The organism is Angustibacter sp. McL0619 (assembly GCF_049994355.1).
Lineage (GTDB): Bacteria > Actinomycetota > Actinomycetes > Actinomycetales > Angustibacteraceae > Angustibacter.
Window position 1 is genome coordinate 3,714,853 of the sequence record NZ_CP188257.1, and the last position, 22,282, is coordinate 3,737,134.

Sequence of the window (22,282 nt, forward strand, 5' to 3'; positions counted from 1 at the left end):
CGCCCCGAACCTCGCGAGGAGCCTCGTGTCACTGGCCGGACGCGCTGAGCAGCAGGTCCGACGGGGGCTTCGGATCGCGCACAACCTCCCGCTCGCGTCGTCCGTCGCGCTGCGGCACATCGGTTGGGACGCCGCGCACGCACAGCTCATCGGCCTGCGCGCCCTGCCCGGCGGGGCCCGCCGCCGGGTCGCGTCGTCGGCTGCGCTGCCGCCGGTCACCACCGCGTTGGCAATGGCCGCGGACGGACGCCGGGCGGACGCCGCCACCCTGCTCGAGTCGGTTGGTGCCGGCGCTGTCGGGCCCGGCGGCGTCCGGTCCGGCGGCGTCCGGTCCAGCGCCGTCCGGTCCAGCACCGCGCGGCTGCGTCGCGCAGTGGCCGCGGCGTGCGCGTTGGACGACGCGGAGCTGGCCGCGCGGCTGCTGAGCCGGCTGCCCGCGGACGACCCGGCGGCCGACCGCTTGGCGGCGCTGGTCGCCGCCCGCCGTGGCGACCTGCGGCTCGCGCAGGAGGCCGCCGAACGGGCCGGGCGTCCCGGACGCCGCCTACGCCGTCGGGTCAGCGCCGAGCTGGCGGCCCTGCAGCCAGAGCCGCTGCCGCCAACCGCCACAGCGACCACAGCCACCACCTCAGCCACAGCCTCAGCCACATCCTCAGGCACAGCGCAGCCACTCGACGGCGAGCGGATCCTGCACCTGGTGACCAACGCGCTGCCGGAGGTGCAGGCGGGGTACACCGTGCGCACCCAGGACATCGCAGCCGCGCAGCGCCGGATCGGCCGGGACGCGCAGGTGGCGACCCGGCTCGGCTTCCCCGTCACGGCCGGGGCCGTCGCCGCCGCCGCCGAGGTCGAGGTGGACGGCGTCCCGTACCACCGGCTGCTGCCCGCGCGCCCGCTGCCGCGGCTGGACGACGCGCGCCTGCTCGCCGACGTCCGGGCCACCGACGCGCTGGTGCGCCGGCTGCGGCCGACCGTGCTGCACGCGCACAGTAAGCACGTCAACGCCCAGGTGGCCCTCGCGGTGGGGCGGGACCACGGGCTGCCCGTGGTCTACGAGGTCCGAGGCTTCCTGGAGGAGACCTGGCGCAGCCGCGGCGGCAGCGCCGACTCCGACTTGTACCGGCTCAGCCGCGACCTGGAGACCTGGTGCATGCAGCAGGCGGACGCCGTCGTGGCGCTCTCGCAGAGCATGCGCGACGACATCCTGGCCCGCGGACTGCCCGCCGAGCGGGTGCACGTCGTGCCGAACGCGGTTCACGACGGCTACCTGGCCGAGCCGGGCTCGGGTCTGCAGGCCCGGGCCGAGCTCGGCATCCCGGCGGACGCCCTGGTGGTCGGGTCGATCAGCACGCTGAACGACTACGAGGGGCTGGACCTGCTGGTCGACGCGACCGCTGAGCTGCGCGCTGCGGGGAGCCCGGCGCACCTGCTGGTGGTCGGCGACGGCCCGGCCCGGCACGCGCTGGTCGAGCGCGCCCGGGCCGCCGGCCTCGGCGAACACGCGACCTTCACCGGCAGGGTCCCCCGGGACGTCGCCCAGCGCGCCCACCTCGCCCTGGACGTGTTCTGCGTGCCCCGCCGCGGCACGCCGGTCACCCGGCTGGTGCCACCGTTGAAGCCACTGGAGGCGATGGCCAGCGGCCGGCCCGTCGTCGCGAGCGACCTGCCACCGCTTCGCGAGACGGTCCAGGACGGCGTCACGGGCGTCCTCGTGCCCCCGGACGACGCCCGCGCGCTGGCGGCGGGGCTGAAAACGCTGCTGTACGATGTCCGGACCCGCCAGCGGATGGGCCAGACCGCCCGAACCTGGGTGCTCGACCACCGGACCTGGCATCAGGCCGCTCGGTGGTACGACACCTTGTACGAGCGTCTGCGAGCGCATCCGACCACCCCGCAGGACGCGACCGAGCACGCGCCTGCGCCGCCAGAACCTCACTCTCAAGGAGCCAATCGGTGAACGTCGATCTCGTGGTCATCGGGCTGGGCTACGTAGGCCTCCCGCTCGCCCAGGAGGCGGTCCGTTCCGGCGTGTCCGTCGTCGGGCTCGACCTCAGCGATGCCGTTGTCGACGGTCTGAACCAGGGGCGCTCGCACGTGGACGACCTGGCCGACGCCGACGTCACCGAGATGCTCGGCAAGGGGTTCCGGGCGACCACCGACGAGGCCGTCCTGGCGGACGCCGCGGCTGTGGTGATCTGCGTGCCCACCCCGCTGTCCGAGGACAGCGGCCCCGACCTGCGCGCTGTGACCTCCGCCACCAAGGCGGTCGGCCGGCACGTGCACGAGGGCATGCTCGTCATCCTGGAATCGACCACCTACCCCGGCACCACCGAGGAGGTCGTCAAGCCGCTGCTGGAGGAGTCCGGCCTGGTGGCCGGCGAGAGCTTCCACCTGGCGTTCTCTCCCGAGCGCATCGACCCGGGCAACCCGAAGTTCGGCATGCGCAACACCCCCAAGGTCGTCGGCGGGCTCACCCCCGAGTGCACCGAGGCCGCGGCAGCGCTCTACGGCCGGTTCGTGGACACCGTCGTGCGCGCCCGCGGCACCCGCGAGGCCGAGACGTCCAAGCTGCTCGAGAACACCTACCGGCACATCAACATCGCGCTGGTCAACGAGATGGCCCGGTTCTGCAACGAGCTCAACATCGACCTCTGGGACGTCATCCGCTGCGCGTCGAGCAAGCCGTTCGGCTTCCAGGCGTTCTACCCCGGGCCGGGCGTCGGCGGTCACTGCATCCCGATCGACCCGAACTACCTGAGCCACAACGTCCGGGCGAAGCTCGGCTACCCCTTCCGCTTCGTCGAGCTCGCACAGGAGATCAACGCGACGATGCCGGCGTACGTCACGCACCGCGCGCAGAACATCCTCAACGAGGCGCAGCTCGCCATGAACGGTGCCAACGTGCTGCTGCTCGGCGTCACCTACAAGCCGGACATCGCCGACCAGCGCGAGTCCCCCGCCGTCCCGGTCGCCCGACAGCTGCAGGCGCTGGGCGCCCAGCTGAGCTACCACGACCCGCACGTCACCGAGTGGCAGGTCACCGGCCTGGACGCCAAACGCGTCGACGACCTGGACGCGGCCGTCGCCGAGGCCGATCTCGTCGTACTGCTGCAGAACCACTCCAGCTACGACGTCGACGCGCTCGCCAACGGGTCACGCCGGTTCTTCGACACCCGGGGTGTGTCCACGAACGGGAACGCCGTCCGACTGTGAGTACCGGCACGACCACCGAGGCTCCCCCGACGGGGAAGGATGCCGCCGAGCTGGCGGCGCGGTACGGCCTGTCCCCGATGGGGATCCGGCCGGGCCTCATCGAGTACATCGGCCAGCTCTGGTCCCGTCGGTACTTCGTCAGCACCCTGGCGACCTCGCGCGCGTACGCGCGCCACGAGGGCAACTACCTGGGTCAGCTGTGGTCGGTCCTGACGCCGATGCTGAACGCGGCGGTCTATTACTTCATCTTCGGCGTCCTGCTCGGCACCAGCCGCGGGGTGGACAACTTCCCGGCGTTCCTGGTGATCGGGGTGTTCCTGTTCCGGTTCACCACGAGCTCCATCATCAGCGGTTCGCGAAGTCTGTTGTCCAACACCAGCCTGCTGCGGTCCCTGCACTTCCCGCGGGCCGTGCTGCCGGCCGCCAACGTGATGGCCGAGCTGGCCCACCTGGGGCCGGCGATCCTGGTCATGGTCGGCATCACCGTGATCACTGGCGAGCAGCCGAAGTGGACGTGGCTGCTGCTGCCCTTCGTGATCGCGATGCAGTGGCTGTTCAACACGGGCATGGCGTTCATGGTCGCCCGGGCCACCGTGCGCATCCCCGACCTGACGAACCTGCTGCCCTTCACGCTGCGGCTGCTGATGTACGTCTCCGGCGTGTTCTTCAGCGTCGACCACTACGTCGGAGACACCCCGCTGGGCCACCTGATGACCTACCAGCCGGTGGCCGTGTACCTCTCGTTGGCGCGGGGCTGCCTGCTCGACCAGTTCACTCCCGAGCCGGTGATGTGGGCCTTCGGGTTCGGCTGGGCCGTGCTGTTCCTGGTCGGCGGCTTCGTGCTCTTCTGGCGCGGCGAGGAGACCTACGGCCGTGACTGAGCACATGGACGAAGAGGTCGACTTCGAGGCCGACACCCCGCATCTGGTGGTGCGCAAGCCGACCCACCTCGGCGACCCCTCGCTGATCGTCGACAACCTGCACGTGACGTACCGGGTGCTGGGTGGCAAGCGGGTCGGGCCGCCGCCGACCCGGCTGCAGCGGCTGATGAACCGGTCCACCGGCCACGTGGGCTCGGTGGTCGAGATCAAGGCCGTGCAAGGCGTCTCGTTCATGGCGCGGCACGGTGAGGCGATCGGCATCGTGGGCCGCAATGGCTCCGGCAAGAGCACTCTGCTGCGGGCCGTCGCAGGGCTGATCCCGCCGACCCGGGGCGCGGTCTACGTCAGTGGCGAACCGTCCCTGCTGGGCGTCAACGCGGCGCTGATGAGCGACCTGACCGGCGAGAAGAACATCATGATCGGCGGTCTCGCGCTGGGCCTGTCCCCCGCCCAGATCCGCGAGCGGTTCGACGACATCGTCGAGTTCGCCGACATCGGGGACTTCGTGTACCTGCCGATGAAGGCGTACTCCTCCGGCATGCAGGCCCGGCTGCGCTTCGCCATCTCGACGGCCGCGGTGCCCGACGTGCTGATGATCGACGAGGCCCTGGCCACGGGCGACGCGGAGTTCCGTGCGCGCAGCGCCGAGCGGGTCGCGCAGATCGTCGAGAACGCGGGCACGATCTTCCTGGTCAGCCACTCGCTCGCCTCGATCCGCAGCATGTGCACCCGCGCATTGTGGATCGACAAGGGCATCCTGAAGATGGACGGGCCGGTCGACGACGTCTGCGACGCGTACTCGGCTTCGAGCCAGCCGAAGGGCAAGTCGGCCAAGTCCTCACCGGTCGGGGCGGCGAGCGCCACCGGCGAGAACCCCACGGTGGCTCCGGCCAGCCGGTGAGCTCGTCGGGGCGGCGCCGTTCGGTGCTGGTGGTCACGGTCGTGCACCACCCGCTGGACGCCCGCATCCGGTTCCGTGAGATCGCCGCGCTGCTCGACGCCGGGTGGCAGGTCACGTACGCGGCACCGCTGCGCGGCTACGGCCTGGCGGACGACGCGGTGCGGCTCGGTTCGGACCTGACGCTCGTCGACCTGCCGCGGGCGCTCGGACGACGCCGCCTGGCGGCGCTGCGTGCCGTGCGGTCGCTGCTGTCGCGGCGGGGACGCGAACACGACCTCGTGCTGCTGCACGACCCCGAGCTGCTCGCCGCGCTGCCCGGGCTGCGGCTGCCGCCGGTGGTGTGGGACGTGCACGAGGACACCGCCGCCGCCACCAGCCTCAAGCCGTGGCTGCCCCGGCCGCTGCGCAGGGTCGTCGCCTCGAGCGTGACCGCCGCGGAACGGCTCGCCGAGCGGCACACCCACCTGATCCTGGCCGAAGACCTTTACCAGCAACGGTTCCGGCGTCCGCACGTGGTCGTGGCAAACACGGTGACCGTGCCGGACACCGTCTCGGCGGCCGGGTCGGCGTCCGGTCCGGCGCGGGTGCTCTACATCGGCCACCTCACCCGGGCGCGCGGGGTCGAGGTGATGGTGGCCGCTGCTCAGCGGCTGGCCGACGACGGCGAGCGGATCGAGCTGCACCTGGTCGGGCACGCGGACGCGACCAGCGGGTCGATGCTCGAACAGGCCCAACGCGACGGCCTGCTGCGCTGGCACGGCTTCGTGCCTTCGGACCAGGCCAAGGCCATGCTGGACGGCGCACTGGCCGGGCTGTCCCTGCTGCGCGACGAGCCGAACTACCAGGTGAGCATGCCCACCAAGGTCGTCGAGTACATGGCCTACGGCGTGCCGGTCGTGACCACGCCGCTGCCTCTCGCGGCGGATCTGGTGCGCGGCACGGACAGCGGGGTCGTCGTCCCGTTCGACGACCCAGGCGCGGTCGCGGACGCCGTCCTGGCGCTGCGCGACGATCCGGCGCGCCGCAACCGGCTCGGCGCCAACGGACATCGTGCGGCCCGTGAGCGGTTCGACTGGCGGAGCCAGTCCACCGCGTTCGTGCGGGAGATGGAGCGGGTGGCCGGGGGCTGAGTCGGCGCAGCGACCGAGTCAGCCGGCGCGCTCGGGAACTGCGCCCAGGGCACCCGGCCCCTCCGAGGGCCGAAGGTGGCGGGGGCTGGTCAGGAAGCCGGTGCCCCAGCTGAGGTGCATCGTGGCCAGCGCCACCGGCAGGGCGGCCAGCGCCCGGGCGGGCAGGCCGCGGCCGACGGCGAGCGAACCGACCAGCACGCCGGCCAGGTAGCCGCCGGGCAGCACCAGCGCCCAGGGCTGCCAGGGCGCCGCGACGAGCCCGACCACGCAGGCCACCACGGTGACCGGGGCGGCCAGGTAGCGCACGTTGATCGTGCCGCGGTGGTGCCTGCTGACCACCCGGCGCCAGCGGCCGTACTGGTAGTACTGGCTGGCGAGTGCGCGGACCGAGCTGCGCGGCCGGTAGGTGACCTGCAGCGCTGGGGTGAACCAGACCAGCCCGCCGGTGCCGCGGATGCGGTGGTTCATCTCCCAGTCCTGCGCGCGCTGGAAGTGCTCGTCGTAGCCGCCGACCCGCATCAGTGCGGAGCGACGGAACGTCCCGAGGTAGACGGTGTCGGCCGCCCCGGCCTCGCCGCCGACGTGGAAGCTCGCCTGGCCGACGCCGATCCGGCTGCGCATGGCACAGGCCACGGCCGTCTCGAACGCGGTGGTGCCTCTGGCGTCCATGACGCCACCGACGTTGTCGGCGCCGGACTCGATCAGCACCCGGACACCGGTCTCGACGTAGCCGGCGGGCAGGATGGCGTGCCCGTCGACCCGCACCACCACCTCACCGGTGCTGGCCCGGATCGCCGCGTTCAGGCCGTTCGGCGTGCGGCCGGTGGGGTTGTCCAGCACACGGACGCGCGAGTCCTGCTCGGCGAGTGAGTCGGCCACCTCTCGCGTCCGGTCGTGCGAGGGTCCGACGGCGAGGACGAGCTCGAGCGGGAGCGGATACCCCTGGTCGAGCGCCCGCTCCACGGCCTCGGCCAGATGACGTTCCTCGTTGCGGACGGTCATCACGAGACTGACCGACGGCCAGGAGATCTTCCCGTCCTGGACGTCGGACGTCGACTCGTTCACGGCGTGCATCCTACCGGGGGCGTGTTGTCCCACCGACCTAGCCCGCGGAGCAGACTGCACGCGGGCGCGCCGCGGACACCGTGGCAGCGGCGGTTGCACTCGGCGAGGCGGGACTCGCCGAGCCGGTGGACGGTCGCGACGTCGTCGTGGACCCGGCTGTGGGCTGTGCCGTGGTCGACGCCCGCTCGGAGGCGGCGATGGTGGAGGCGGCCAGCGCCCGCATCGCAGCGAAGTCGGGATGCGCCGGGACAACCAGCGGCGGCACGAACTGGACGCTGCTGATCTTCTGCGACTTGGCCTTCAACGCGAGCTCCACCAGCATGCCGATCTGGGACTGCGGGACCGACGTGCGGACCAGACCGGTGGACGCCAGAGCGATGCTGCGAAACCGGGTGAGTACGGTCTGCGGGTCGAGCTGATCGAGCATCGCGGTCATCACGCAGCGCTGGCGCGCCATCCGGGCGTAGTCGCTGTCGGCGTGCCGGGACCGGGCGTACCAGAGGGCGTGGTAGCCGTTCAGGGTGTGCGTCCCGGTCTTGAGCGTCGTGCCGTTGCCGATCGGCAGGGCTTGCCGGACGTTGATCCGGACGCCGCCCACCGCGTCGACCAGGTCACTGAAGCCCTGCAGGTCCATCAGCACGTAGTAGTTGACCTTGAGCCCGGAGATGGCTGACACCGCGTCCATCGTGGCCTGTGCGCCCGGGTCCTTGACCTCCGGCGGGTACAGGCCCTTGTGCTCGGTCGCGTACGTGTAGACCGCGTTGAGCAGGCAGGTGTCCCCGCAGTCGAAGCCGTGCGGCAGCGCGGCGTGCATCGGCGAGGAGGCCGGGAACGGGATGTTCTGCATGTTGCGCGGGAACGACAGCAGCACGGTGCGGCCGGTCGACACGTCGATGCTGGCCAGGGTGAGGCTGTCGGGCCGGACGCCGATCCGGTCGGACCCGGCGTCCCCGCCCATCAGCAGCACGTTCAGCCGACCGTCGTGCACGGCCGAGACCTCGTTGCCGCCGAAGACCTGGGTCAGGACGCTGCGTCCCACCGCGACCTGCCGGGCGGCATACACCAGCGGGACACCGGTCACCAGCACCAGCGCCGCGGTCAGCGCGGCGGTGAACCGGCGGACCGGCAACGTCTGCAGCGCGGGGCGACCCAGTCGCCAGGCGTCCACCAGTAGCACGGCCCAGAGAATCGCGAGCGCCACCAGCGCGACCGCCAGGACGAGCAGCACCCACGAGGTGGTGAGCAGGCGCAGCACCAGCCCGCGGTCCAGCCAGGCCGTGATCCCGGTCAGCGCGAAGAGGGCGAGGCAGCCGCACCAGACCCGGAGGCCGAGCCGGCCGAGCTGACGTCGTCCGGCTGCGATCTGCGCGCTGCCGGGAAGCACCAGCGTCAGCAGGATCAGGGTGACGGCGCGTCGGCGGCGTCCACGCTCATCCAGGTAGCGCGGGTCGGCGAGGCGTCGCGCCGACCGCGCCAGCCCGGGCGACCGGACTTCGGGCTCGTGCGGCGGCGACAGCTTGGGCCTGCCCGGAGGCGCCGAGGTTGTGCTCATCGCCGTTCATTATGGGCGACGGCGGCTCGCTCACCGCGCCGACGCGCCCAACGCGGATCGAGCTGCAACCGTCCGGGAACGGGCCGGTTGCGCCTACGAGCCGGGCCGCCGGGGCGACCTTGATGGAAGCACTCGGCCAGCCGGCGATCCGCGCTGCCCGTCACCATCTCGGGAGTGTGTCATCTGCCGACCGGGCCTGCGCTCGCCCGGTGTGAAGGGCCGGGTGCTTAGGCGCTGGCAACGGCACGGAGCAGGTGCGGCATGTCCTGGGAGGCCAGGGCGTCGACCACCGCCGTCCAGTACCCAGTAGCGCCATCCCAGTAGCCTTCGTCGCTCAGGACCACCGCCTGGATCGCGCAGTAGAGCGACCAGCCAACATTTGCCAGGACCGCCCACAGCTCCATGCGGGCAAGGAGCGATGGAGTCGCCTCACCGAAGTAGCTCTCGCAAAGAACCTGGCGGAGATTCGCATCGAGTTCGGCCTCCGACGCAAGGACGCCGAGGTCGAAGCACGGGTCGTTGTTCCCGCTGAACTCGAAGTCGATGATCCACAGCCGATCGCCGTCGTCGAGCAAGTTATACGGCGCGAGGTCGTTGTGACTCGGCACGGTCGGCAGCGGATTGAGAGCAAGGGCCCCGGCGATGGCCTCGAGCTCGCCCATTCGACCTTCAACGTCCCCGGGAACTCGGATCGAGAGTGAGCGGCACGCTGCCAGCCACCGCTGAGCCCTGGCGAACACGGCCGCATCGTTGGTGAACCGGGGTCCGCCGTGCAGAGTGCGCACTGCCGCGGCGATCCGTTTGACCTGATCCGATGTCTGGAGATCCTCGGACGTGGGCACATGCCCGTCAACGAACTTCAGAACCATGACGTCGAGGCCCTCGACATAGTCCACGACGTCGGGTGCGATACCCGATCTAGCCGCCATCTCGGCGTTGTACCGCTCGTCGGCCCGGTTGATCTCCAGCACCTCCGACGACTGACCCGGCACCCGAAAGACGTATCGCTCATCATCTGCCCGGACCAGGAAGACGCCGTTCGTGTAGCCACCAGCCAGGATCGACACCTCGACCTCGCGACCCGCGAGCGCCGAAACCCTGCGCACCGCCTCTGTGATCGCTTCGTCATCCGGCATGGGGCACGTCCTCGTCAGGTCGATGGAGAGTCTGCTACCGGTCCGCAAACCCGTCGGACTCAGCGCGGGGCGACCACGACATCGAGGTGTAGCCGCTCACTGGCTCGAAGCCCGCGTTGGCGTACAACTCCAGGGCGGCCCCGTTGTCTGACTCCGTCACCAGCGACAGACGTGCCGCGCCGTTCTCCTGAGCAGCTCCGCACACGCTCTTGAGCAATGCCTTGCCCACCCCGACCCGACGATGTCGAGGTGCGACGAACAGGTCCCGCAACTGCCAGAAGTGGCCAAGACGCTGTGATGCTGGGATCGGCGCTACCAGGGCGAGACCGGCAGCCTCGTCGTCCCGGTTCGCAACAAACGCCACCAGGGCGCCAGAGCTCAAGTACTTCAGCAGCCACGTCCGAGAGCCGGCTGGATCGGGCCGCGCGCCGTAGTGCTCTCGATACTCGTCAAACAGGCGAACCAGCTGTCCCGTTGGCGCGGTCACCTCGCCGACCTCGATGCCTGGAGCTACCACACCGAAATCGTAGAGGCGCCACTAGGCAGTTGACGAACACGACTCTGAGCCATATCGTTTCTCAATATCCATCTCGTTTTTCGATACGCCTGGAGCGACGATGTCCGCGAGTCTCAACACCTGGTTGCGCTGGCTGCACGCCGCCGCCACGTTCGTCTACATCACCGCGCTATGCCTCGCAGTGGCGCTGCTGGTCATCGCCCTGATTCCCGGGTCGACCGTCAGCCAAGAGCTACCCGCTGCTGCGCTGACCGGGCTGGACCGGCTCGGTGGAGTCACAGCCGGGGTAGTCGTTGATCCCGCCGGCTGGGCGCCGTTCCAGATCCACGACCCGTCGCTGATCCAGCAGCTTCTCCAGGTGCTGACCGAGGTGCCCGGCCTCGTCCTCATCGCCGAGATCGGCCGTCGCATGGCCAAGCTCGTCCGCGTCGCACAAGACACTGACCCGTTCACCACGCAGACTGCGCGGGCGCTGGCAACTCTCGGCAAGCTCACCGCCTGGGTTGGCCTAGGCACGTGGATCCTGAGCCAGGTCGCGCAGGGGGTGCTGTCCGCGATGATGTTGACCTCGTCGTTCACCTACAAGCCTCAGGACACCCCCCTGGGCTGGCTTGCTGTCGGGCTGATCTTCGCGGCCTTCGGTCGGATCCTCGACCGGGGTGTGGCCATGCGAGCCGAACTCGACACCGTCATCTGATGGCCGTGACCCCTGAGCATCGGATTGCAGTCCACCTCGATGAGCTCCTCGAAGCCAACGAGATGACGCTGGTCGAGTTGTCGTCCCGCGTCGGGGTAACCGTCGCGAACCTGTCCATCCTCAAGAACAGCCACGCCAAGGCGGTCCGCTTCAGCACCCTCACGGCGATCTGCGACGCCCTCGGCTGCACTCCCGGCGACCTCCTCAGCCTGCAGAGCTGACCGAGGTCACCCACTCGCCGGGCAGATGCGCGCTCATCTCTGATCCGAGCACGTCGGATCTGGAAACGACAGGAACGGCATGTGCGGTGAGTGCGCCTACGAGTTCGAGCACGATCAGCGGGATACTCCTGAACCAGGGTGCTTGCGGCCGGCTCCCTCGCTCACCTGATCGGCAGTCCGGATGGTGCGCCAAGTCGTAGCCCGGCAGGCAGGATGGGCTCGTGGGCAGACCCTTGGTCAGGGATGTCGTGGAGTGGTAGCTGGGACGGATCAGTTGCGCAGGTGCGCAGAGCACGTGGGCTCGGCGGCAGACATTCGGGCGAGCGTAGCCGCCCTCACGCGGCCAAGAGCGTGCTCTTTCCAGCGTCGTTCCGGAGACGAGCGGTGGCGAGTCGGCATACTTCCGGGGTGAGCGAACCGGTTCGGCAAAGCGTCAGGACGCTGGCGCTTGCCGCGTTTCCGCGCGCAGTTTGTCCGGGTGCCGCTCACCTTGCGCCAACTCGTTGCAGCGGCCTCATTGGCGATCGTCAGAGCCGGCGGAATCGGAAGGGACAGCTATCCGATAGCATCGGGCCGTGCTCGATGCGGTGGTTTCGGCGGTCTCGCGGGACGAGACTCACCGGTTCAGCAAGGTGGCGCAGGCGTCGATCACTCTGGTCGCAGGGATGGGCGTGGCCGGGGACGCACACGCTGGCACGCTTGTGCAGCACCGCTCTCGGGTGCGTCGTGACCCGAATCAACCCAACCTGCGTCAGGTGCACCTGATCCACGAGGAGCTCCTTCACGAGGCGCGCGCCGCCGGCCATGACGTGGGACCTGGCGGACTTGGCGAGAACATCCTCACCGCCGGACTCGACCTGCTCGCCCTGCCGACCGGGACGCGACTGCGGATCGGTGACGCGGTCCTGCGCCTCACGGGCCTTCGAAACCCGTGCCGTCAGATCAACGACTTCTCCGCCGGGTTGCTGAAGGTCGTCGTGGCACGGGTCGACGGACACCCCTCTTCCTCGGACGTCGCTCTCGGCCGGACCGGCGGAGCAGAGTCGATCGACGGGGTCGGAATCATCCGCAAAGCGGGTGTCATGGCTGTCGTCGAACGAGGCGGCGATGTCCACGCGGGTATGCAGATCACCGTCGAGCTTCCGGTCGGCCCCTACGAAGCCCTCGCCCCGGTCTAGGCCCGTAACCCTCTCGGCGAGTAACCCGGAGGATGTGCACGAGGTTGGTCGTCCGGATCTCGGCATGCCGCGTAACGCGGCTACTTAGAGACTTCTCCCAGGATCGGTGTCTGGCCAGACTCGGTCCAGGTGTCCGGCGGGATGTTCTCAATCGCGGCTGCCCACCCTGTCTGGGTGTGGCTCTCATCTGGGCTGCGGACCGCCGTTCACCGTGACGAGGCGTGGCTCCAGAGGGGACTGCCCTGCTCGAAGTAGCACTGCCCACCTCGCCGACCAGTGATCGGTTCGAGGAAGGCAGGAGGCTGATGGATGCAGTGATCATCGGGGTTGATCCGCACAAGCTGTCGGCCACCATCGAGGTCGTCGACGCCCGCGAGCAGCTGTTGGGTTCGGGCCGGTTCAGCACCGACCGGGCTGGCTATGCGGCGATGCGTGCCTACGTGAAGGGGTGGCCGCGGCGGGTCTGGGCGGTCGAGGGCGCCAACGGTGCCGGGCGGGCGTTGGCGGCCCGGCTGGTGGAGGCCGGTGAGCAGGTGCTGAACGTGCCGGCCAAGCGCGTTGGATGCGCACTCGATCGCGGTGGTCGCGGTGCGCACCCCCGGCTTGCGCGTGCTGGCCCCCGACGGGGAGCTGGAGGCGTTGCGGATGCTCACCGACCGCCGCGACGAACTGGCCCACCGGCGGGTGCAGACCGTGAACCGGCTGCAGCGGCTGCTGTCCGAGCTGATCCCGGGCCAACGCAAGCGGGACCTGTCCGCGTTGCAGGCCAAGGCAATGCTGGCCTCGGTGCGCCCGCGGGACGTGGCCGGCAGGACCCGGCGCCGGATGGCCGCCGAACAGCTGGCCGACCTGGTCGCGGTCGACGTCAAGCTGAAGAAGGTCACGGCCGAGCTCAAGACCATGGTCGTGGCTCGCGGCTCCACCCTGCTCGAGGTGTCCGGCATCGGCCCGGCCGGCGCCGCCCGCATCCTGTCCGACGTCGGGGACATCGCCCGGTTCGCTGACCGGAACCGGTTCGCGTCCTGGACCGGCACCGCACCCCTGGACGCGTCCTCCGGCGAGCAGATCCGTCACCGGCTCTCCCGGGCCGGGAACCGGCGGATGAACCACGTCCTGCACATCGCCGCGATCGTCCAGATCCGCCACGACACCGCCGGCCGGGCCTACTACCGGCGCAAGCTCGCCGCCGGCAAGACCCCAATGGAAGCCCTGCGGTGCCTGAAACGGCGGCTGTCCGACGTCATTTACCGACAGTTGGTCGCCGACGCCCGAGCCGCCCGAGCCGTCGAGAACATTGACACTGACGCGGGTCCGGGAGGGCACTGCGGGGCGGCTCTCACATCCAGCGCGGTCGACCTACCCCCGCACATCGACACTTCGGATCAGCCACTTCCCGGACCCGCAGACCAGACGCTACGCCCGACACCACCAGCCCGGAAGGCCCCGCCCGGCAACGCCCTCAGACCAGCAGGTTGACAACAGAAGTGTCCCTATCTGATTCGTCAAGCCGCGGAGGGTGACTCGGAGGTCGGCGGGCGTGAAGGGTCGAGCCGGTCGGCTTGGTAGCACTGGCGGTCTCGGATCATCGCGTGGAGAACGTCAACTCGGCGCCGGGCCAGACAGGTCAGCGCCGCGGTGTGCGTCTTGCCTTCGGCTCTCTTGCGGTCGTAGTAGGTGCGGCTGGCTGGGTGCCTGAGGCTGGCGAACGCCGACACGTACAGGGCGCTGCGAAGTGAGCGGTTGCCGCGTCGAGCCTGCTGTTCTCCGCGGATGCTGCGCCCGGACTGGCGGGTCGTCGGCGCCAGACCGGCGTAGGAGGCGATGTGTGCGGCGCTGGCGAAGTTCGACCCATCACCGATGGTGCGCAACAGCTCGATGGCCGTGCGCGGACCGACGCCCGGCATCGAGGTCAGGATCTCGGCCATTGGGTGGGTGTCGAGCAGCTCTTCGAGCTCGGCCGCCAGCGCCTGGCGTAGTTCCAGGACCGACATCAGCTGTGCTGCCAGGGCGCGGATGACCTTGCCGTACTGCTCGGTGGCGGGGACCACGACCGTCTGCTCGGACAATGCGGTCAGGATGTCGCTGGTCACGGCGGCCGCGATCCGTGGGGACCCCGCCGCGATGATCTTCTTGATCCGAGCGTGGCCGAGGTTTGCGATCGCGCCCGGAGTGCCCGTCGCGGCCAGCAGGCGCAGGACGCCAGGGCGGCGAAAGTGCCTGCCCAGCAGCCGTTCCAGCGCCGGGTGGACGTGGAGCAGTGCGTCATGCAGGCGGTTGGTCACGCGGGTGGCCTCGGTGGCCAGGTCGGCGTCATAGCCGGCCAGCACGGCAAGCTCGACGGTGGTCTGCTCCTCGAACCCCACCCGGCGCAGCGCGTGCGGCAGGGTGCGTGCTGCGTCGGCGATGATGTGGGCGTCGCGTGCGTCGGTCTTGGCTTCTCCCGGGTAAAGGTCGGCGATTCGTCTCATCGACAGACCAGGCAGGTAGGCCACGGCCACACCTCGTGAGCGGGCGACGGCGACCGCCAGCGCGCCGATCGAGGCAAGCTGGTCGACCACCACCAAGACCCGTCCGTGCACCTCGAGCTCGGCGAAGAGCGCGATCAGCTCAGGTTCGGCGTTCGGCAGTGGGCGGTCGATCAACCGCCGCCCACCAGGATCGAGGGCGACGGCGTGGTGAGTCTCGCGGGCGACGTCGATCCCCGCAGAACACTTCGAATCCGGCCGCGGCCGGCGGGTGGGACAGGCTGGATCTGGACAACTGGCTTCCTTCCTCCGAGCGGGCAGACCAGCCCTGGACGAAGCGCCGGCAGCCACGTTACGAGAAGGCATCCACAAGTGGGCCCAAGTCCCTATCAGCGGTCACACACGTCCTGCGATCCCCGGTGACAACACCTCTGTGATCATCAACGACAGGAGCCAGAAGTCATGCCGAGGAACGCTGGCCTGCACCCTCAATCTGAGGGTCCGAAGAAGGTAACGGGAGCCAGATGAGTGCGTTTCCCGAGTCAGCGTTTAGTAGCGCCACAGCAGCGCCAGGGTGGGCCAGGGCGTAGATCGGGGTGATCCCCGATGATGATTGCGGCTACACAAGCGCATACTGTGGCCGTGAACAAGGTTTCGCTGACGGCGCCGACCCCGGCGTTCGGGGAGCGGGTCGTGGGCGCGGCGGCGATCGCGTTGGTAGCGTCGTTGGTCATCCAGAATGCGGTGCTGGTCTGGGCCGGAGCGCCCGGCTTCGGCGACCCGATCGAGAAGGTGCTCGCCTTCCACGCGGAGAACCGGGGCGCGGTCGCGATCGCGGTCGGCTCAGAGGCGCTGAACCTGCCGCTGCTGCTCGTGTTCGTGACCGGTTTCCACGGGCTGGTCGGGCGTCGCGGGGGTGCGGGCGCCGACTGGTCGCGCCTCGCGGTGGCCGCGGGCGCGACTCTCGCGGCGGTCTTCGCGCTCTACGCCGTTCTGTGGAACGGAGTCGTATTGTCCGCCGGCGAGCTCGCCGAGCCGAGCCCGCTGTTCAAGCTCGTCTGGCAGCTGCATGCAGGAGCATTCGCTCTGGCAATGTCGGCGCTCGGCACCACCTTCATCGGCGCTGCGCTGGCGGCGCATGCGAGTCGGCTGGCGGCGCCGTGGCAGCGTGTGCTCGGCGTGGCCGGCGGAGGCCTGCTGATCGCCGCCGGGGTGGCCAACCTCGCGATCGCTGACGGCTCGCCGATCGTGTTCGTGGGGCTGCTGGGCTACGCCGCCTGGCTCGTGTGGCTGCTGGTGACCGGGGTACGGCTGGTTCTGATGCCCATGAAGGTCGGCGCTGCCTAGCAACCGTTCCCGCCACGCGGCAGCCCCGATACAACGATTGCTTCAATCTGGGCGACCGAAGTGACACGACCGCTCATCGGCAGATCCGGTACCTCACATGACTGACCGACAGGGCCAAGAGACACAACACCCGCCGTGCAGCGAAGGGCGTCGGACCCGAAGCGCTGCAGGTGGAGTCCCTGCGGCTTCGGGTGAGATCGTGCTCCACTGCTCACTGCGTGACAGTTGCGAGGGTGCAGGCGGCTGTTCGCGAAGGGTCAGTGGGCCGTGGCCAGGGCCGGAGAGCTGACAGCGCGGGTGGAGCGCAGCGGCCGGAATCCCTTTGCGATCAGCCAGATCGGAAGGAACACCAGCTCGAAGAGCCCGCCGGGGACAACAAGGAGCATTCCGGCTCCCGCGCTCATGTCGAGGACGCCGAGGAGGTCGAGTGGTACTCCGATGGTGAGTGAGGCGTAGCCCACGAGCCCGAGTAGGGCGATTGGTCGTGGGACCAGCCGCCCAACGAGGAGTAGGTAGCAGAGGACGATGCCGCCGATGCCGGTCGGGACGTACACCCACAGGAGGTGGTTCGGGACGACCTCGGACGCGGCCAGGAGGTAGACGCCGCAGGCTGCCGAGACGAGGCACTCGACGACCCTGAGGGTCGGGTACCAGACGGCAAGGGTTGGGTTGACCTGCTTCAGCACCGGGAGCATCAGCAGGCCGATGCCGACGACAGCCAAGCCGGAACACGCCATCAGTGCGACGCCGACCGTCATCGGCGCCTGATCGGGGTTGCCGTCGACGAACGCCTGGATCAACGACGTGCCGAACATGGCGGTGACCATCTGGACGACGAAGAGGATCCCGACCGCCCGCGCACGTCCCCTCATGGACAGCGGATGCCTCGTGCTAGACGTCGTGGCTGTCGTGGTGATCGTGGTGGTCATGGCGTGCCTTCCGATTGGGTCAGGAGCGGGTCACAACTCGAATCTAACGATGTTAGATTGGTTCGGACACTACCCTAACGGTGTTAGATTGTCGAGCCCTGGGCGGCGGCAGCTACCCGAAGGACCACCAGGAGAGGCGGGGCCCATGGGCCGTAGGCCGACCGAGGTCGCCAACAGAGTGCCGTTGAACCTGGAACGGACTTTGCAGGTGGCGCTGGTCATTGCCGACGACGATGGCCTGGAGGCGGTCACGATGCGCCGGCTCGCCCGCGAGCTGGGCGTCGAGGCGGCCTCGTTGTACCACCACGTCAACGGCAAGGATCAGATTCTGGACGGGCTGGTTGAGGTCGTCGCCGCCGAGATCGAGCGCCCCAAGCCGTCCACGGACTGGCGGGCGGCGATCAGCGAACGGGCCCACAACACCCGCGCGGGCCTACGCCGCCACCCCTGGGCCGTGAGCCTGATGGCGTCGAGGACGAGCCCAGGGCCGGCCACGCTGGGACTCCTGGAGACGGGGATCCGGTGCTTCCGCGAGGGTGGGTTCTCGGTCCTCCAAGCCGCCCATGCGATCTCGGCGCTCGACAGTTACGTGCACGGCTTCGTGCTACAGGAGGTCAACCTGCCCTTCCGAGGCGAGTCGGAGCTGGCAGCCATGACTGCGGCCATCATGGAGATGTTTCCCGCCTCCAAGTTCCCATACCTCTTCGAGATGACGGTCGAGCACGTCCTTCAGCCGGGCTATGACTATGGCAAGGAGTTCGACTCCGGGCTGAAGGTCGTACTTGACGGTGTCGCTACGTTGCTTGACGAGCGGTAGGTGGACTTGCCCCGCCCGGTTCGTCCTCGACCCGCTTGCGAGGTCGGCGGCAGCCGGCCCGGCCGGGGCCCCCCACGCACAGCCCCCGCCTGGCGGCCGAAGCTGCATCGTGGCTGGATGGCGGATCCGGGGGGCGCGGCCGTCCGATGAGCCACGGTCCTGCGCGTCCCGTGTGCTGAGATGCGATCGAGGATCGCCGACACGTAGGGCCACGTGCACGGACGGACTGCGCTTGACCGACGCCCCGAACATCTCGAGGCTATCCATTTACCAAATAGAGGAACACACTGCGGTAGTAGCGGCCAACACGCCGCACTTTCGAGGCGGTTCCCCCGCACCTTGAGGGCATATGCCGCAAAAGGGGAACCCAAAATGAAGATGACGAACGCTAACCTGCTGCGCCTGGCCGGGCTATCGGCCCTGATTGCAGGATTGTGCTACGTATTCGTGGGAGTGTTCCATCCGGCGAACGCCGTGGTGTCCGTCAGCACGACCCGGTGGGCGGTCGTGCACGTGGTCGCGTGTGCAATGTCCTTCTTCGGAGTGCTTGGCCTGGCCGGCATCTACGCCCGCCAGGCGCTGAAGACCGGCTGGCTTGGCCTGGTCGGCTTTCTCATGCTGAGCCTGTGGATGGTGCTCATCATGGGCTTCAGCTTCGTTGAAGCCTTCGTCCTGCCGCATCTGGTGACCGCGTCGCCGGAATTCATCGACGGCTGGATGAAGATGTTCAACGGCGGCACCAGCACCATTAACATGGGTGTTCTGCCATCGGTGTGGACGTCAACCGCGCCGCTCTACATTCTTGGCGGGCTGCTGTTCGGTATTGCGACGTTCCGAGCCCGCATTCTGCCGCGCTGGGCTGGTGTGCTGCTCGCGGTGGGCACGCTGCTGGCCCCGCTGGCCAGCCAGCTTTCGCTGGCGGCGATGCCGAAGATCGCGATACCAACCGGCTTGGCGCTGGCCTGGATGGGGTACGCGCTGATGACCGAGCGGACGGCGTCCGGCCAGACCCCGAGCTCGCAGGCCGTCGAAGCGGCCGCCGTATGACCACGGCCGGCGTGCGTCGCGCGCCCCCCGACACCTCGACCGGCGACCCGTCCTACCGACGGGTGTCGCGGGCGGCCGGCATTCTGTACGTGCTCACGTTCGTCTCGATTCCCACGCTCGCCCTGTACGGGCCGGTCAAGGGCGCGAACTACGTCCTGCGGTCCGGGCCGGATACGGCCGCGGTGGTAGGCGGCCTCCTGGAGGTCACCATCGCGCTGGCCGGCATCGGCACCGCGGTCGTGCTCTTCCCGGTGCTGAAGAAGCAGAACGAGACGCTCGCCCTCGGCCTGGTCGCGGCCCGCATCCTGGAGTCGGCCACCATCTTCGTCGGGGTCGCCTTCCTGCTGTCCGTCGTGACCTTGCGACAGGACGGTTCCGGCGCGGGCGCGCTAGTGAGCAGCCACGTGCTCGTCACGCTGTATGACCGGATCTTCCTGCTCGGCCAGAGCTTCATGCCCGCGGTGTGCGACCTGCTGCTGGGCTACATGCTGTACCGATCCCGACTGGTTCCACGTGGTCTGGCGATGGTTGGGATGGTCGGGGCGCCACTACTCGTGGTCGGTTACGTCGCCATTCTGTTCGGCGGAATCGACCAGCACGGTGCTGTGGCTGGACTGTCCGCACTTCTGGTCGCCGCCTTCGAGTTCTCACTTGGCATCTGGCTCATCGTCAAGGGATTCGACACAAGAGCCGCTCTCAGGCTCGACTCCAACGAAGACCTCGTCCGCAGTTGAGGCCGCCAACAACGGGTCCGGGGTCAAAGACTTCAGCAACGTCGTCCGGACAAGCCAGCTCCTAGGCGGCGCGACGACGCAGGGGTCGCGGTGATTCAGCCGCTCATGCCCTCGGCAAATGGTTTCAGCCCGGGCGACGCGGGCCGCTCCCCTCGCCGTCACCGGGCTCGGAGGAACCCGCGCGGCGAGGGGACGGCAGGCTTCAGTGGTGCATGTGCCCGACGGGGCCAGTGACGCGTGTGGCGGGCATCCGCCAGAACGCGAGGAGGGCCGCGACGCCGGCGATGGTGGCGGCAGCGAGCAGGCCGCGGGTGAAGCCGTTTGCTGCGCCGCCCGCAGTGGTCAGGGTGCCCGCGGACGTGGCGATGGCCGACAGGACGGCAACACCGAGAGCTGCCCCGACCTCGTGGCCGGTCATCAGGAACCCGGAGGCCATGCCGGCGTGCTGTGGCGGGATGCCGGCCATCGCCGTGACCGACACGGGTACAAAGACCGCTCCGACACCAACCCCGATGACGAGCAGTGCGGGCAGTATGCCGGTCCCATATGCGGAGGACGCGTCAGCACGTGAGAGCAGGACGGCGCCGGCGCCGGTCACAACGAGTCCGACCATGCTGACCGCACGAGGGCTGCCGTGGGCCAGTGCATGCCGAGCGACCAGGGTGCCACCGGTGATGGCAAGTGCGAACGGCAGGAACGCCAGGCCGGCCTGCAGCGCGGAGAAGCCGAGAACGGTCTGCAGGTAGATGGAGGTGAGGAAGACGGTGCCGACCAGGATGCCGGTCACGGCGAGCATCACGGCGGTGCCGGTTACTAGGGTGCGGACCTTCCACGTGTGCGGGGGGAACAGCGGGGCAGCCGCTCGGTTCTCGATCCGGATGAATGCGGTGAACAGCACCGCGCTGACTGCCAGCGCCACGAGCACCTTGGCTGAACCCCAGCCATCAGGTCCGGAGGCACCGAGGCCGTAGATGAGCGCGACGAGCCCACCGATGACGGTGACCGCGCCCGGGATGTCGAAGCGGCGCAGCGTAGAGACATAGGCCCGCTGTGTCGTGGACGCCAGTTCCTTGACCGGCGCGTTCGCGGGGATTGCGCTGATGCCGGCGATGAAGGCGGCGGCTCCGATGGGCGCGTTGATGAAGAAGATGGCCTGCCATCCGAGCCAGGTGGTCAGGGCGCCGCCGAGCAGGACGCCAGCGGCAACGCCGAGGCTGCCGACTGCACCCCACAGGGCCAGACCGGTGCGACGTTGCCGCCCGCTGTACGCGGTCGAGATGATGGACAGGGCGGCTGGAGTGAGTAGGGCGGCCGCGAGGCCCTGGCCGGCCCGGCTCAGGGTGAGCTGGGTAGCGGTGTCCGCTAGGCCGCTCAGGATGGAAGCGACCGTGAAGACGGCCAGCCCAACCAGGAAGACGACCTTGCGAGAGAGCAGGTCGGCGATGCGGCCACCGAGCAGGAGTCCACCGCCGGACATCATCAGGTACGCCGTGACGAGCCACTGCAGCTCCGCCCCTGTGAGGTGGAGGTCGGCTCCGATGGATGGCAGAGCGGTGTTGACCACTGAGATGTCCAGGACGACGAGGACCTGCGCGACCAAGGCGATTGCCGCCACAGTCCAGGTCCGCCGTTGCTCGTCTGGCTCGTCGTGGGTAAGGGGACCTGGGCGGTTGCCATGCTCCTGTACTGCGTGTGCGGACAGGTCGGAGTTCGGCTGCGGCATGGGCTGCGTGGTGGTCATGATGGTCTCCGTTCCGGGCCTTGCTGGCGCGCTCGGCCTCAGCACTCACGGTGGTCGCACTCGCGTTGGGTCGCCCCGGTCAGATGACCGGCATCGGCCGCGAGTTGTGCCGATGTCGGAGCGGCGGTTCAGGGCGTCGTGGGCGTCGACCCATCTGGTGTCCGGGTCGATGCGGATGCTCGGGTCGAGTGCGGCGAGCTCACTGACCGCAGCCCAGTGCGTGGTGGCGGGCTTGTTGTGCAGCATCCCAGCGGTGGCGTAAACCAGGCTGCCGGTGCAGACGCTCATCATGAGGCGCGCGGTCAGGCTCTGCTCGAGGACCCACTCGAGGTGGGCGGGATCGGCCGTCATGGCGCGGGTGCCGATGCCGCCAGGATGGATGAGGACGTCCAGGTCTGGTGCGCCGGCCCGGCTGTGGTGGGCGCCGATGACCAAGCCTTTCGCGCAGCGGACTCTGCCGCCGTCGGCGGACAGTCACGAGATCGTTCATCCGTCCAGCGGGTGGAAGTGGGTCCAGGCAGACAGGACCTCCCACGGCCCGACGGCGTCGAGCTCCTCCATGTCGTCGAACAACAAGATTCCGATGTGACGGCCACGTTCCGGCTGCCGAGCATCGGTGCTCGCGCTCGAATGTGACTGCTCGTCGGGATGGTTGGGCATGTCTCTCCTGGGGGTCGAAATGCTGACTTGGCTGGATCGTCGATGTGAAAG

General features: G+C 69.2%; 22 protein-coding genes. 13 read left to right on the forward strand and 9 right to left on the reverse strand.

Features of this window, described 5'->3' with window-relative positions:
- The first annotated feature begins 25 nt into the window (after positions 1-25).
- Genes ACPPVT_RS17190 through ACPPVT_RS17210 form a run of 5 tightly spaced genes read left to right on the forward strand, consistent with a single transcriptional unit; the run spans position 26 to position 6,125 of the window.
- Positions 26-1,957 (forward strand): glycosyltransferase family 4 protein, encoded by a 1,932-nt coding sequence (locus ACPPVT_RS17190; protein WP_426562377.1) that lies wholly within the window; start codon positions 26-28, stop codon positions 1,955-1,957.
- Entirely contained in the window at positions 1,954-3,213 is a 1,260-nt protein-coding gene (locus ACPPVT_RS17195; RefSeq protein ID WP_426562379.1) for a nucleotide sugar dehydrogenase, read from the forward strand. Before ACPPVT_RS17190 ends, ACPPVT_RS17195 begins: the two co-directional genes overlap by 4 nt.
- Positions 3,210-4,094 carry an ABC transporter permease gene (locus ACPPVT_RS17200; protein ID WP_426562381.1) on the forward strand — a complete coding sequence of 295 codons (885 nt, stop codon included), beginning with the start codon at positions 3,210-3,212 and terminating at the stop codon, positions 4,092-4,094. The genes ACPPVT_RS17195 and ACPPVT_RS17200 overlap by 4 nt, the downstream gene beginning before the upstream one ends.
- 4 nt (positions 4,095-4,098) lie before the next feature.
- The gene (locus tag ACPPVT_RS17205) at positions 4,099-4,995 is read left to right on the forward strand and encodes an ABC transporter ATP-binding protein (protein WP_426567188.1); all 897 of its coding nucleotides are present in this window, start codon (positions 4,099-4,101) and stop codon (positions 4,993-4,995) included.
- Complete coding sequence (locus ACPPVT_RS17210; protein WP_426562383.1) at positions 4,992-6,125, forward strand: glycosyltransferase; 1,134 nt, start codon at positions 4,992-4,994, stop codon at positions 6,123-6,125. The genes ACPPVT_RS17205 and ACPPVT_RS17210 overlap by 4 nt, the downstream gene beginning before the upstream one ends.
- Before the next feature lie 18 nt (positions 6,126-6,143).
- Here ACPPVT_RS17210 and ACPPVT_RS17215 read toward each other — a convergent pair whose 3' ends face one another.
- From ACPPVT_RS17215 to ACPPVT_RS17230, 4 genes are all read right to left on the reverse strand, one after another.
- Positions 6,144-7,199, reverse strand: coding sequence for a glycosyltransferase family 2 protein (locus ACPPVT_RS17215; RefSeq protein ID WP_426567189.1), 1,056 nt, complete (start codon positions 7,197-7,199; stop codon positions 6,144-6,146).
- Positions 7,200-7,227: 28 nt separating this feature from the next.
- A complete protein-coding gene (locus ACPPVT_RS17220; protein ID WP_426562385.1) occupies positions 7,228-8,742 on the reverse strand; it encodes an LCP family protein in 1,515 nt (504 codons plus the stop codon).
- Between the two features lie 227 nt (positions 8,743-8,969).
- A complete protein-coding gene (locus ACPPVT_RS17225; RefSeq protein WP_426562387.1) occupies positions 8,970-9,878 on the reverse strand; it encodes a phosphotransferase in 909 nt (302 codons plus the stop codon).
- A 34-nt stretch (positions 9,879-9,912) separates the two neighbouring features.
- Positions 9,913-10,365, reverse strand: a complete 453-nt coding sequence (locus ACPPVT_RS17230; protein WP_426562389.1) for an N-acetyltransferase family protein — start codon at positions 10,363-10,365, stop codon at positions 9,913-9,915.
- 130 nt (positions 10,366-10,495) lie between these two features.
- Between ACPPVT_RS17230 and ACPPVT_RS17235 the strand changes: the two genes are divergently transcribed.
- From ACPPVT_RS17235 to ACPPVT_RS17250, 4 genes are all read left to right on the forward strand, one after another.
- Positions 10,496-11,092 (forward strand): hypothetical protein, encoded by a 597-nt coding sequence (locus ACPPVT_RS17235; protein ID WP_426562391.1) that lies wholly within the window; start codon positions 10,496-10,498, stop codon positions 11,090-11,092.
- Positions 11,092-11,313, forward strand: coding sequence for a helix-turn-helix domain-containing protein (locus ACPPVT_RS17240; protein ID WP_426562393.1), 222 nt, complete (start codon positions 11,092-11,094; stop codon positions 11,311-11,313). Before ACPPVT_RS17235 ends, ACPPVT_RS17240 begins: the two co-directional genes overlap by 1 nt.
- A gap of 575 nt (positions 11,314-11,888) precedes the next feature.
- Positions 11,889-12,491: an MOSC domain-containing protein gene (locus ACPPVT_RS17245; protein WP_426562395.1), complete on the forward strand. Its 603-nt coding sequence runs from the start codon at positions 11,889-11,891 to the stop codon at positions 12,489-12,491.
- A gap of 588 nt (positions 12,492-13,079) precedes the next feature.
- A complete protein-coding gene (locus ACPPVT_RS17250) occupies positions 13,080-13,967 on the forward strand; it encodes a transposase (protein ID WP_426562397.1) in 888 nt (295 codons plus the stop codon).
- 26 nt (positions 13,968-13,993) lie between these two features.
- Here the strand turns inward: ACPPVT_RS17250 and ACPPVT_RS17255 are convergent, their stop codons facing one another.
- Complete coding sequence (locus ACPPVT_RS17255; RefSeq protein WP_426567190.1) at positions 13,994-15,190, reverse strand: IS110 family transposase; 1,197 nt, start codon at positions 15,188-15,190, stop codon at positions 13,994-13,996.
- Positions 15,191-15,598: 408 nt separating this feature from the next.
- On the opposite strand from ACPPVT_RS17255, the gene ACPPVT_RS17260 reads away from it, so the two are divergent.
- The gene (locus tag ACPPVT_RS17260; RefSeq protein WP_426562399.1) at positions 15,599-16,303 is read left to right on the forward strand and encodes a hypothetical protein; all 705 of its coding nucleotides are present in this window, start codon (positions 15,599-15,601) and stop codon (positions 16,301-16,303) included.
- 257 nt (positions 16,304-16,560) lie between these two features.
- Here ACPPVT_RS17260 and ACPPVT_RS17265 read toward each other — a convergent pair whose 3' ends face one another.
- Entirely contained in the window at positions 16,561-17,175 is a 615-nt protein-coding gene (locus tag ACPPVT_RS17265; RefSeq protein WP_426562401.1) for a DUF4386 domain-containing protein, read from the reverse strand.
- A 265-nt stretch (positions 17,176-17,440) separates the two neighbouring features.
- Here ACPPVT_RS17265 and ACPPVT_RS17270 point away from each other — a divergent pair, with 265 nt between their 5' ends.
- From ACPPVT_RS17270 to ACPPVT_RS17280, 3 genes are all read left to right on the forward strand, one after another.
- A complete protein-coding gene (locus ACPPVT_RS17270) occupies positions 17,441-18,049 on the forward strand; it encodes a TetR/AcrR family transcriptional regulator (protein WP_426567191.1) in 609 nt (202 codons plus the stop codon).
- A gap of 372 nt (positions 18,050-18,421) precedes the next feature.
- Positions 18,422-19,096: a hypothetical protein gene (locus ACPPVT_RS17275; protein WP_426562403.1), complete on the forward strand. Its 675-nt coding sequence runs from the start codon at positions 18,422-18,424 to the stop codon at positions 19,094-19,096.
- Positions 19,093-19,830, forward strand: a complete 738-nt coding sequence (locus ACPPVT_RS17280; protein ID WP_426562405.1) for a DUF4386 domain-containing protein — start codon at positions 19,093-19,095, stop codon at positions 19,828-19,830. The genes ACPPVT_RS17275 and ACPPVT_RS17280 overlap by 4 nt, the downstream gene beginning before the upstream one ends.
- Before the next feature lie 202 nt (positions 19,831-20,032).
- Here ACPPVT_RS17280 and ACPPVT_RS17285 read toward each other — a convergent pair whose 3' ends face one another.
- From ACPPVT_RS17285 to ACPPVT_RS17295, 3 genes are read right to left on the reverse strand one after another with little or no spacing between them, the layout of a single operon-like run.
- Positions 20,033-21,571: an MFS transporter gene (locus ACPPVT_RS17285; RefSeq protein WP_426562407.1), complete on the reverse strand. Its 1,539-nt coding sequence runs from the start codon at positions 21,569-21,571 to the stop codon at positions 20,033-20,035.
- A 45-nt stretch (positions 21,572-21,616) separates the two neighbouring features.
- Positions 21,617-22,006, reverse strand: a complete 390-nt coding sequence (locus ACPPVT_RS17290) for a DJ-1/PfpI family protein (protein ID WP_426562409.1) — start codon at positions 22,004-22,006, stop codon at positions 21,617-21,619.
- Positions 22,007-22,057: 51 nt separating this feature from the next.
- Positions 22,058-22,231 (reverse strand): hypothetical protein, encoded by a 174-nt coding sequence (locus ACPPVT_RS17295; RefSeq protein ID WP_426562411.1) that lies wholly within the window; start codon positions 22,229-22,231, stop codon positions 22,058-22,060.
- Positions 22,232-22,282 lie beyond the last annotated feature (51 nt).